Source organism: Burkholderia sp. Tr-862 (assembly GCF_011753085.1).
In the GTDB taxonomy this organism is placed as follows: Bacteria; Pseudomonadota; Gammaproteobacteria; order Burkholderiales; family Burkholderiaceae; genus Burkholderia; species Burkholderia ambifaria.
On the sequence record NZ_VWWG01000088.1, the window covers coordinates 17,061 to 28,905 of the forward strand.

At 65.4% G+C, this 11,845-nt stretch carries 8 protein-coding genes; 5 read left to right on the top strand and 3 right to left on the bottom strand.

Going from position 1 to position 11,845, the window contains the following annotated elements; translation table 11 throughout:
- Nucleotides 1-56: 56 nt before the first annotated feature.
- From F3J14_RS21820 to F3J14_RS21840, 5 genes are all read left to right on the top strand, one after another.
- The gene (locus F3J14_RS21820; protein WP_166724780.1) at nt 57-2,897 is read left to right on the top strand and encodes an Ig-like domain-containing protein; all 2,841 of its coding nucleotides are present in this window, start codon (nt 57-59) and stop codon (nt 2,895-2,897) included.
- A 417-nt stretch (nt 2,898-3,314) separates the two neighbouring features.
- Nucleotides 3,315-5,645 carry a type I secretion system permease/ATPase gene (locus F3J14_RS21825; RefSeq protein WP_166724781.1) on the top strand — a complete coding sequence of 777 codons (2,331 nt, stop codon included), beginning with the start codon at nt 3,315-3,317 and terminating at the stop codon, nt 5,643-5,645.
- Nucleotides 5,642-6,892, top strand: coding sequence for an HlyD family type I secretion periplasmic adaptor subunit (locus F3J14_RS21830; protein ID WP_166724782.1), 1,251 nt, complete (start codon nt 5,642-5,644; stop codon nt 6,890-6,892). Before F3J14_RS21825 ends, F3J14_RS21830 begins: the two co-directional genes overlap by 4 nt.
- A gap of 155 nt (nt 6,893-7,047) precedes the next feature.
- Nucleotides 7,048-8,382, top strand: coding sequence for a TolC family protein (locus tag F3J14_RS21835; protein WP_247682264.1), 1,335 nt, complete (start codon nt 7,048-7,050; stop codon nt 8,380-8,382).
- A 45-nt stretch (nt 8,383-8,427) separates the two neighbouring features.
- Nucleotides 8,428-9,285 carry a hypothetical protein gene (locus tag F3J14_RS21840; RefSeq protein ID WP_166724784.1) on the top strand — a complete coding sequence of 286 codons (858 nt, stop codon included), beginning with the start codon at nt 8,428-8,430 and terminating at the stop codon, nt 9,283-9,285.
- Nucleotides 9,286-9,354: 69 nt separating this feature from the next.
- On the opposite strand, the gene slmA is transcribed toward F3J14_RS21840, so the two are convergent.
- The 3 genes from slmA to argB are packed head-to-tail and all read right to left on the bottom strand — an operon-like array spanning nt 9,355 to nt 11,671.
- Nucleotides 9,355-10,017, bottom strand: a complete 663-nt coding sequence (slmA, locus tag F3J14_RS21845) for a nucleoid occlusion factor SlmA (protein WP_069249132.1) — start codon at nt 10,015-10,017, stop codon at nt 9,355-9,357.
- Nucleotides 9,984-10,775 (bottom strand): pyrimidine 5'-nucleotidase, encoded by a 792-nt coding sequence (locus F3J14_RS21850; RefSeq protein ID WP_166724785.1) that lies wholly within the window; start codon nt 10,773-10,775, stop codon nt 9,984-9,986. The genes slmA and F3J14_RS21850 overlap by 34 nt, the downstream gene beginning before the upstream one ends.
- A complete protein-coding gene (argB, locus tag F3J14_RS21855) occupies nt 10,772-11,671 on the bottom strand; it encodes an acetylglutamate kinase (RefSeq protein WP_006754950.1) in 900 nt (299 codons plus the stop codon). The genes F3J14_RS21850 and argB overlap by 4 nt, the downstream gene beginning before the upstream one ends.
- Between the last annotated feature and the right edge of the window lie 174 nt (nt 11,672-11,845).

Genomic DNA, 11,845 nt, shown 5'->3' on the forward strand with positions numbered 1-11,845 from the left:
GGATTGAAATGTCCGGATGGCTCCGGGGCATCTGGGACTGATACTGGAAAGTAAAAATGGCAGAGCAGAAAGCAACGACGCGCCCGTCGCGTCCGACGATCGACGCAGTGACCGACAACGTGCCGCCGCACACCGGCGTGATTGAAAACGGCGGGCTGACCAACGACCCGAAGCCGACGGTGAGCGGCCGCGGCGACCCTGGCTCGACGATCCATCTTCTGGTGGACGGCACCGAAGTCGGAACGGTGGTGGTCGGTGCGAACGGGACATGGAGTTTCGCGCTCACGCAACCGCTGCGCGACGGCGAGTATCGCCTGATGGCGCGGGCGAGCAATGAAGTCGGCATGAGCATACCGTCGACGTCGTACGGCATCCAGGTGGACGTGACGCCACCGTCGCAGCCGAAGATCGAAGCGGCGACGGAGGGGGCGCAGCCGACGCTGTCGGGTCAGGCAGAAGCGTATTCGACGGTCGCGATCTACGACGGCACGACGCTGCTGGGCACGACGAAGACGAATATCGACGGAACGTGGACCTTCCAGCTGACGTCGCCCCTGTCGAACGGCACGCATGCACTGACGGTAACGGCGACGGACCCGGCTGGCAATACGAGCGCGCGCTCGGATGGTTTCGACGTGACGGTGGGGCCGGTGGCGCCGCCGGTGCCGCTGGCGAAGGCGTTGCTCGACGACGTGGGGCACGACAGCGGGAATTTGAATTTCGACCGCCTGACGAACGACGGCACGGGCGGCCGCTTGCTGACGGGCCACCTGGTGGGTGCGCTGGCAGCCAGTGAGAAGGTGCAGGTGTCGACGGATGGCGGCCGGACGTGGGTGGACGCGCTGATGAACCCGGACGGCACGTGGATGGTGACCGACCTGAACGAGCACGGCGGCAACTGGACGATCCAGACGCGCGTGGTGAATGGTACCGGTGCGGCGGGTGACGTGATGGCGTACGACGTCGAACTGGATACGACGTCTCCTGACCATGTGCTGTCGGCGGTGCGCACGGGGAACGTGATCGATGTCTCGTTCGCGGGCAAGGGCATGGTGGTGGGCGATGCGATCAACGTGATGATCGGCGATCAGCGCATCTCGTACAACCTGACGGCGGCCGATATCGCGGCCGGCCGGGTGAAGGTGACGATCCCGGCCGGTATCGCGGCGACGATGGACGAGCACTCGAGCTATGGTGTTGCGCTGGTCGATCGGGCCGGGAACATTTCCGATTATTTGGTGACTCGGTTTGAGGAACACACTTCGGGGTCGGGGTCGACCGGCGGCGTCAATTATGTAACCTATGACTTCAACAAAGAAAAGCCGCGTGATTTGGTCCCGGGCAGCGTGCCGACCAATTTCGGTGTTTTTTCGTTGTCACTGCCGGCGGGGGGGTATCAGAGTCAAGGTGTTCGACAGGCCGGGGGCGGGGCGCTGGGCGATGGCATCAAGCCGGAGGTCGGCGAAACGGGATTGTTGATCGATATGAGGTTGGCAAGGTTTTACCTCAATAACGGGGCCCACGCTCAGGCGTTGAGCATTGATCTTGCGTTGCCTATAAAAAATACAGCCTTCGGGATCATCTTTTATGACGACGCTGGGAAGGTGGTGTATCAATACGGCCTGCGCCAGGGGGAGGGGAATGCGAGCGTCAGCGACATCCATTCATATCATATTGTGTTGCCCGATGGTATCCAGTTCGCATCCTTTGGGTTCGGTGGTTACTACAGTACGACGTACTCCGCGTACCAGGTTACCTCCGGACTGGCATGGATCGATAACGTTGGGTTCGCGGGAGGAAGCTTCAACACCATTGCGCCGGTGGCGGAAGCGGTGGTGGACTTCAACAACGAAAATCCGCGTGATTTGCCCCCGGGTGGCGTGCCGACCAATTTCGGTGTTTTTTCGTTGTCACTGCCGGCGGGGGGGTATCAGAGTCAAGGTGTTCGACAGGCCGGGGGCGGGGCGCTGGGCGATGGCATCAAGCCGGAGGTCGGCGAAACGGGATTGTTGATCGATATGAGGTTGGCAAGGTTTTACCTCAATAACGGGGCCCACGCTCAGGCGTTGAGCATTGATCTTGCGTTGCCTATAAAAAATACAGCCTTCGGGATCATCTTTTATGACGACGCTGGGAAGGTGGTGTATCAATACGGCCTGCGCCAGGGGGAGGGGAATGCGAGCGTCAGCGACATCCATTCATATCATATTGTGTTGCCCGATGGTATCCAGTTCGCATCCTTTGGGTTCGGTGGTTACTACAGTACGACGTACTCCGCGTACCAGGTTACCTCCGGACTGGCATGGATCGACAACGTCGGTTTTTCCGGTGGCAGTTTCGCCAAATCGACCTGGGAAACGGTCACGGAACTCGTTCCTCCGGCCGACGTGCAGCACGTGCTGACGTACGCGGATGCCGAGTACTTCGGCTCGGCTCACGGTACGGAATTCCAGCTCGACAACGTGTGGTACTTCTTGAACCAGCATGCCGGTCTGCATGGTGGTGCGGGCATCGATACGCTGAAACTCACGGGTGCCGGTCAGACGCTGGATGTGTCGAAACTGTTGAACGTCGGCGGCCACGACAAGATTTCGTCGATCGAGGTCATCGACATCACCGGTACGGGCGACAACACGCTGAAGCTGTCGATGCGTGACGTGCTGGAACTCGGCCACGAGAACGTGTTCCGAACCGATGGCCACACGCAATTGATGGTGAACGGCAACGCCGGCGATCGGGTCGAGTTGTCTGGCATGGACGGGCTGGACCTCTGGCGCGGCCAATGGACGGACCAGGGCCTGATCGCAGTCGACGGCCAGGCTTACAGGGTGTACGAGAACGCGGCGCTGCACGTCGAACTGCTCGTGCAATCGTCCGTATCGACCCAACTGGTCTGACGCCGCAGGCGTGGGCCGAACTCGCGTCGACTCAAGACGCGGTTCTGGCCCGCGCCGTTCCCGGTGCGCTGACGCCGGCGGTTCGGTTTTTCCCCCTTCGTTTGTTTCCCTATGTGTGGCCCATCGCGAGTGGCGGGCTACGCATGTCTGTGCATTAAACCTCCATTCGAATTTGTCCTAGTAATTCTGGATTCCTTTTGGGATTCGTCCCATTTAGGCGCTTGGGCACATTTCGTAAAGTTGTTGCGTTCCTGTCGCAGTCGCTTTGGCGTCCTGCGATAGCCATCCCGTCCGGTCATGCGGCGGGAGACTCAGCCGCATCGGTGTATGCGCCCACCCTGTCGCTCGCGCGAAACAGCCGCGTCCTGGAGCGCGCCAGGGTGCCGTGAATTCCAGTGGCCAGATAGCGATTTCGATATGAATGCCCAACCTCCCGATACCGGTGGCGATAACGCGCCGAATCTGCCGGACATCCTCACCCACGACAGCCTGCTCGATTCGGTTGCATGGCTTTGCACGCACTACGGTTTCGGCAGAAGTCATGCAGTCCTGACTTCCGGTCTTGCCAAATACGGCGCGCTGACGCCGTCGCTTGCGATCGAGGCGCTGACGCAGGCCGGCCTGGCGGCGAAGCTGGCGGAGCGTCCGCTGACGCAATTGCCCGAGCATCTGTTACCGGCCGTGCTGTTGCGCCGGAACGGCAGCGCGTGCGTGCTGCTCGGCCGTCGCGTCGACGATTCGGCGGAGCCAGACATGCAGCGCCGGTATCGCGTCGTGCTGCCCGAGCTGGGCGAAGGGCCGGTCGAATGCACCGATGCGGAACTGGCCGAGACCTACTCCGGCTACGCGTTGCTCGTGAAGCCGGCCGCGAAGGTCGACGCGCGTCCGGACGACCTGCCGACCGAACCGGCCGGGCATTGGCTGCTGCGAACGCTGTGGCGTTATCGCAGCTATTACGCGAGCGCGGCGGTAGGCGCGTTCCTGATCAACGTGCTTGGCCTCGCCAGCGTGTTTTTCACGATGAACGTCTACGACCGCGTCGTGCCGAACCAGGCCTACGTGACGCTCTGGTCGCTCGCGATCGGCGTCGCGCTCGCGATGCTGATGGAAGCGGTGTCGCGGCACGTGCGTGCGCATGTGCTCGATACCGCGGGCAAGAAGGCCGATCTGGTGCTCGGCACCCTGCTGTTTCGGCAGGCGCTGGCGATCCGGATGGAACACCGGCCGGCGTCGGCCGGCTCCTTCGCGCACCGGTTGCGCGAGTTCGAATCGGTGCGGGACTTCGCGACGTCGGCGACGCTGTCGGCAGTATCCGATCTGCCGTTCGTCTTTTTGTTCGTTGGCGTGGTGTTCGCGGTCGGCGGCCCGCTCGGCTGGATTCCGCTCATGATGATCCCGCTGATCGTCGGCCTCGGCACGATCGTGCAATGGCCCCTCGCGCGTGCGATGCGCGAAAACCTGCGTGAGGCGTCGTTGAAGCAGGGCGTGCTGATCGAGTCGATCGACGGGCTCGAGACGCTGAAGGCAGTCGGCGGCGAAGGCGCGATGCGTCACCGCTGGGACGCGTTCAGTGCGAAGACGGCAGCCTCGTCGATGCGGTCGCGCGAGCTGTCTAGCATGGCGACCAGTTGTGTGTCGTTCCTGCAGCAGATGCAGACCGTCGCGATCGTGATCGTCGGCGTGTACCTGATCGGCGAAGGCAAGCTCACCCAGGGCGCGCTGATCGGCTCCGTGATGCTGGCCGGCCGTGTGACGGCGCCGCTGAGCCAGGTCATGGGGCTTGCGCTGCGGTTTCAGCAGGCGAAGAGCGCAATGCATTCGCTCAACGAACTGATGGCGATGCCGGTCGAGCACGAGCGAGGGCAGGATTATCTGGCGCAGCCGCCGCTCAGCGGCCATGTGAACCTCGACGGTGTGTCGTTCCAGTATCCGTCGGCCGGCCTGCAGCAAAACGCGCCCGCGCTGGATCAGGTATCGGTGGAGATTCGACCCGGCGAGCGCGTCGCGATACTCGGCCGGGTCGGCAGCGGGAAATCGACGCTGCTGCGCTTGATCGCGCGGCTTTATCAGCCGACGGAGGGCAAGCTGCTCGCCGATGGGCTCGACGCCGCGCAGATCGCACCGGCCGACTGGCGCCGTACCTTCGGCTACGTCGGCCAGGACAGCCGGCTGTTTTACGGTTCGCTGCGCGAGAACGTGACGATCGGCCGTCCCGACGTGCCGGCCACGGAGCTGCTGCACGTGCTCGAGCTGACGGGGCTCGACGCGCTGGTCGCCCGGCATCCGCTCGGCGCGAACCTTCAGGTCGGCGAAAACGGCCGTGATCTGTCGGGCGGGCAGCGCCAGCTCGTCGCGCTCGCCCGCAGCCTGATTGCGCGTCCGCGGACATTGTTGCTCGACGAGCCGACGAGCGCGATGGACTCTCAGACGGAGTCGCAGTTCATCGAGCACTTGAAGCATGCGACCTCCGACCAGACGCTGGTCGTGGTGACGCATCGCACGTCGCTGCTGGCGCTCGTCGACCGGATCGTGATCGTCGATCAGGGCAAGATCGTGATGGACGGGGAAAAGGCGCGTGTGCTGGCGGCACTGTCGGGGCAGCCCGAGGCGGGTGAGCAGCATGCGCCGCCCGAGCCGCAGCGAAACCGTGCGCCGAAAATCCGCGTGGTCGAGCGCGGTGCGGAACCCGGTGCGTCGCCAGCGGAACCGAAAGAGGTCGTGGCGTCGTCGGCTGCGGAGGCATCATGATGCGGCGCATTCGATCGATGCCAGGCCGCGGAACGGCGCCGCGCCTGCGGGCCGGCGATGCCGCCTACATGAGCGACATTCGCGAGGCGCTGCTCGTGCGCTCGTCCGCGGGTGCACAGCTGATTCTCTATCTGATCGCAATCGTACTCGGCGCCGGTCTGGTGTGGGCGCACTTCGCACGCGTCGAGGAGGTCACGCGCAGCGATGCGACGGTCGTATCGCCGAGCCGCGAACAATTGATCCAGAGCCTCGAGGGCGGCATCGTCCAGAGCGTGGCGGTGCGCGAGGGCGAGGTGGTCGAAAAAGGGCAGTTGCTCGCGAAGATCGATCCGGCGCGCGCGCAATCGAGCTATCGCGAAGTGTTGACCAAGGCGCTGGAGCTGAAGGCGAGCGTGTCACGCGCGCGTGCCGAAGCCTATGGCGCACCGCTGGACTTTCCGGAAGACGTGAAGCGTGAATCTGGCCTCGTCGCGCAGGCCACCGCAACCTACCGCGCCCGCCGCCGCGCGCTCGACGAGCAGGTCACCGCGTTGGAGAAGAGCCAGGCGCTGGTCCGGCGCGAGATCGCGATGTCGGAGCCGCTCGCGGCGAAGGGGCTGGTCTCGGAAGTCGAGATCCTGCGCATGCGGCGTCAGTCGACGGACATCGCCGCGCAGATCGCCGAACGCCGGAGCCGTTTCACCGCGGAGGCCAGTACCGAGCTGTCGCGGCTCGAGCAGGAGCTCGCGCAAACCAACGAGGTGCTGGCCGGGCGCGCGGACGTGCTGGCGCGCACCGATGTCGTCGCGCCGATGCGCGGCGTGGTGAAGAACATCCGCATCCGCACGGCGGGCGGTGTCGTGCAGTCGGGCGAACACATCATGGAGATTGCCCCCCTCGACGGCCGCGTACTGGTCGAAGCGCGGATCAAACCGTCCGACGTCGCGTTCCTGCGGCCGGGGTTGCCGGTGCTCGTGAAGCTGAGCGCGTACGACTTCTCGATCTACGGCGGATTGCACGGGCACGTTGTCAGCATCGGTCCGGACACGTTGAAGGACGATCAGAAGGCGGCGATGGGGCGTCCCGACGCGAATTATTACCGGCTCATGGTCGAGACGGACTCGGACGCGCTCGTCGCGGCCGGCAAGCGTCTGCCGGTATTGCCGGGCATGCAGGCGACGGTCGATATCCGCACCGGCGAGAAGACGGTGCTCGATTACCTGCTCAAGCCGATCTTCAAGGCCCGCGAGGCCTTCAGGGAGCGTTGAGTATGAGCGGATGTCGAATGAACGGCGCATGCATCGATGCGCGCGAATCTCGAGTGGGGCTTCGTGTTGCCGCATCGGCGCTACTGCTGGTCTTGTCGATGTGGCAATCGGCCGGGACCGCGCACGCCGCCAATATCGTGCCGCCACGTGTTGCGATGGCGTCGGCATCGACCGACGCGCAGGCTACTTCCACCGTGTCCGATGGACGCACGGGCGCATCCGCGCCGACGCGCGATGATTCCGCGTCGGCACCTGCCGCGGGGCGCGCGATGACCGAGCGCGAATTGCGGCAGATGCTGTATGCCGCGGCGGAAGCGGCCGTCGACGTCAGTCCGCAGGTGCGGCGCCTTTACGCGGAGTACCAGGCGGCGCAGTCGGATGTCGATCAGGCGAAAGGCGCGCGGTGGCCGCAATTGCAGTTGAACGGCCAGACGCGCGCCGCGCAGTTCGGCTCGAACGCCGGCAGCGCATACGATCCGGGCAACGCGCTGAGCGTGAACCTGACGACGACGCTGTTCGACTGGGGCCGCACCGAGAAAACGATCGGCAGCCGGCAGGATCTCGCGAGCGCGGGTCAGGAGCGCTACGTTGCGCAGATGGAAGATTCCGCCTATCAGGTCACGGCGACCCTCGTCGAGCTGTCGAAGCAGCGCAACATCGCCACGTTGAGTCAGCGCTTCGTCGACCGGATGACGCGTCTCGTGCGGATGCTCGAGGAGATCGTCGCGGTCGATCGCGGTCGCGGCAGCGAGCTCACCCAGGCGAAAGCCCGTTTGCTGCAGGCCGAGGCGAGTCGCGATGCGGCGCTGGCGAAATACCGAACGGTCGAGCTGAATCTTCGCAAGCTGGTGGGCGAGCGGCCGGTGCCGATGCTCATGTTGACGGACTCGCACTGGCCGCTGCATCCCGGCAATCTCGACCGGCTGATGTCCGCGCTCGATGAAAACCCGCGCCTTCGACAGGCGCGCGCTGAAGCGAGCGCGGCCGAACTGAACCGCGATGCGGTGCGCGCGGCGTCCAGGCCGCAACTGAACTGGGTCGTCAGCACGAATACCGGCCAGGATGCCATCGGACGCCGCATGCCGTGGCAGACGATGCTCACGTTGACGTGGAATGCGTTCACCGGCGGCTCGGCGACTGCGGCGACGAACGCGGCGACGTTCCGTGCGTCGGCGAGCTGGAGTCAAGTCGAACAGATGCGCCTGGATCTCGAATATCAGGTGCGCAGCGCGGAGGAGGATGCGCACGCGTTCGGCGAGCGGGCGGATCAGTATCGCGACCTGTCGGTCGAGTCGGCGCGCGTGCGTAGCGCGTTCTTCGACCAGTGGTATCACCTCGGGCGCCGCTCGCTGCTGGACGTGCTGATTGCCGAGAACGACGACTATAACAATCGCGTCAACGAGGTGGCGTACCGATTCGATGGCTATGCCGCGACGCTGCGGGGCTACGCATCGGCGGGCATGCTCGTGCAATGGCTGCGTGAGGGATGACGTATCGCGCGGTGTCCGGCACCGGCCGCGCAACGAGGGGAAATCATGAATCCTGGATCGATCGAGAACTGGTTTGCATTGCCGCCGCCGAGAGCGGCTTCCTACCTGCCCGGTCCTTATGGCGTTCGGCACGGCGTCACCGATCACTTCGCGCGCTCGTCGCCGGGGGCGGTCTATCTGTCGAGCCGTCGTTTTGTTATCGCCGCCGACGTGTGCGCGGCCGATTTCGGGCACGACAATCTGGCATGGAGCCGCCGGCCGCTACAGCGCGGCCGCAGTCGCAGTCGCCTCGTATTGTCCGCGATCGGCGGCGCATTGCTCGGTGCAGCGTTAATGGCGTTGTTCGGCGGGATGATGGCAGTCCGCGGCGCGGAGTTGGGCCATCCGGCCCGGGGCAGCCTGCCCGCGGGCCAACGGGCGTCCGCGTCGGTTGTCGCGGCGGCCCGTGAGGCGGAGCCGGTGCCGCCTGCAACGCCGGTTTCGGATTCAGCGCTGGCTTTGGTGCCACCCTCTGCGCCGACGGCCAGCCAGGCGAATGCGTTACCCCATCCAGTCCGCGGGGCGAGCGGGCATCCGGTATCGGCATTGCGGCCGACGTCACTTCGGCGGCCCGATAGCGGGAGCGTGCGTGCCCGCAAACCGGAGGCGTCGCGGCCGGTATCCGCGAAAGCCACGTTGCGTCGCGTGCCGGCGCAGCCTCGACCCGCGGGGCCGGCAGATCCGTCCGTATCGGGAGCGCGCGACCGATGCGGCGCCGACTGGCCGTGTGGCGACGCGCTGCGCGCATTGCAGGTCGAGCTGACGCACTGGGAAGCGAGCAAGCCAATACCGGCGGCGGTAGAAAGCCATGCTGCGCAGACGTCGGTTCGCCTGACCGACCACCGGCGCGTGACGGAGTGGTGATTCGGGGGGCCGTGAAAGCCGCTGCTTGCCCGGGCGCTTCAGTGCCCTGCCGGAATCCGTGTCACGCGTTCACTGCAGGATCAGCCGCAAATGCGCATCGGCCTGCTCGGCGGGCGGCTTCTGGAACCCGCCCTTCGCGAAGCGGTGCCACCGGCCGATCACGTAGCTGACGAGCAGGCTCGCGCGCGCGGCGGGATCGTAGTCGGCCGGCAGTTCGAACGGCGCCGCACCGTCGGGCGCATCCGCCTCCGTGCGCGCAACGCGCAGGCATTGCTTGACGGTCGCCTCGATCCGGTCGAGCAGCTGGTTCACGCGTTCGGTGAGGCGCTCGTCCTCTCCGACGAGTGCCTCACCGGTCAGCACGCGCGTCATGCCCGGATTCTTCGCGGCGAAATTGAGCATCGTCAGCGCGATCGTGCGCGCCTGCAGTACGCCGTTCGGCTCCTTCGCTACGATCTGGTTGACGAGGCCGAACAGCGCCTGCTCGATGAATTCGATCAGCCCTTCGTACATCTTCGCCTTGCTGGCGAAATGCCGGTAGAGCGCCGCTTCCGACACATCGAGCCGGGCCGCGAGCGCGGCGGTCGTGATTTTTTCGGCCTTGGGTGCCTCGAGCATCGCGGCGAGCGTCTGCAGGATCATCACGCGCCGCTCGCCCGGCTTCGGGCGCGGGCGGGACGGCGTGGCCTGGTCTTCCTTTACGGCTTGGTCCTGCGGGTAAGTCGGCTGCATTTCTGTCGCCCCGATCGTGTGCCCAGTCGGAGCGATTTTAACGAACGAATGCGCTGGTCGACATAATGTGGACGGCCGATGCTCGGCAGATGGCCCGGCAGGTGGCCGGTGATCCATACGGTACCGATGCCGAGCCGCTTGTAGCGTTTCAGGTGGCTGCGGGTATCTTCGACGAGGATCGCGTCGGCCAGCCGCGCATGCGCGGCACGCAAGGTCCGGCGCAGCATCGTGTGGTCGGGCTTCGCGCGCCATGTGCGCCGATCACGCATGTGCTCGATTGCGATCACGCGCTCGAACAGCCGCTCGATGCGCAGCTCGCGCAGTACCGCACGCGCGTAGTTCTCCGGCGCGTTGGTCAGCACGAACTTGCGGCCCGGCAGCGCGGCGATGATGCGCGCGAGGCCGCGCTCGGCGCGCAGCATCGCGGGCAGGTCGGCAAACGTGTGGACGACCCGCAGGAAGTCGTTCGGATCGATCGGATGATGGCGCGTGAGGCCGAGGAGCGCGGCGCCGTAGCGCTGCGTGTAGCCGGTGCGCAGCCGGTCGGCCTCGGCACGCCCGACGTGGAGCGTGTCGATGATGTACTGCGTCATCGCGCGGTTGATCTCCGGAAAGATCGCGTGCGATGCGTGGTGCAGCGTGTTGTCGAGATCGAACAGCCAGACCGGCGCGCCGGCACGCGGCCGGCTGCGGGAGATGCGCCGGCGTCGCAGCGACGCCGGCAGGTCGGGACGCTTGGGCAGGCGGCGTGTGCTCAATGCGAGCGGATCATCGTGCCGAACGGCTGCTCGGTCAGGATTTCCAGCAGGACCGAGTGCTCGATCCGGCCGTCGACGATGTGCACCGACTTCACGCCGCTCTTCGCGGCGTCGAGCGCCGACGAGATCTTCGGCAGCATGCCGCCCGAGATCGTGCCGTCCTCGAACAGCGCGTCGATCTCGCGTGCCGACAGGTCGGTCAGCAGGTTGCCGTCCTTGTCCATCACACCGGGGATGTTGGTCATCATCAGCAGCTTCTCGGCGTTCAGCACGGTCGCGAGCTTGCCGGCGACGAGGTCGGCATTGATGTTGTACGACAGGCCGTCCTCACCGAAGCCGATCGGCGAGATCACCGGGATGAACGCGTCGTCCTGCAGCGCCTTTACGACGGCCGGATTGATCGCCTCCACTTCGCCGACCTGGCCGATGTCGATGTACTGGCCCGGGTTGTCGCGGTCCGGCATCAGCAGCTTGCGCGCGTGGATCAGGCCGCCGTCCTTGCCCGTCAGGCCCACCGCATGGCCGCCGAAGTGGTTGATCAGCGTCACGATGTCCTGCTGCACTTCGCCGCCCAGCACCCATTCGACGACTTCCATCGTCTCTTCGTCGGTGACGCGCATGCCCTGGATGAAGGTGCCGGCCTTGCCGATCTTCTTCAGTGCCTGATCGATCTGCGGACCGCCGCCGTGGACGATCACCGGATTGATGCCGACCAGTTTCAGCAGGATCACGTCGCGCGCGAAGCCTTGCTTGAGCCGCTCTTCCGTCATCGCATTGCCGCCGTATTTGATGACCACGGTCTTGCCGTGGTAGCGGCGGATGTACGGCAGCGCTTCGGCGAGGATTTCTGCTTTCAGCGTGGGTGCGATCTGCGAGAGGTCGATGGGCTCGGACATGGCGGCAGCTCTGGCTGGGAACGTTGAAACAGGGCGAATTGTACAGGAGTGGCGCAGCGCAGCATCGGGTTTTTGGGCTGGCCGGACGGTGGGTGGTGCGGGCCGTGGGCCATACGCGGCGGGCCGCCGGCCATGGCGCCGGGCCCCGCGACGGCGACGCGGGCCGGGCGGGCG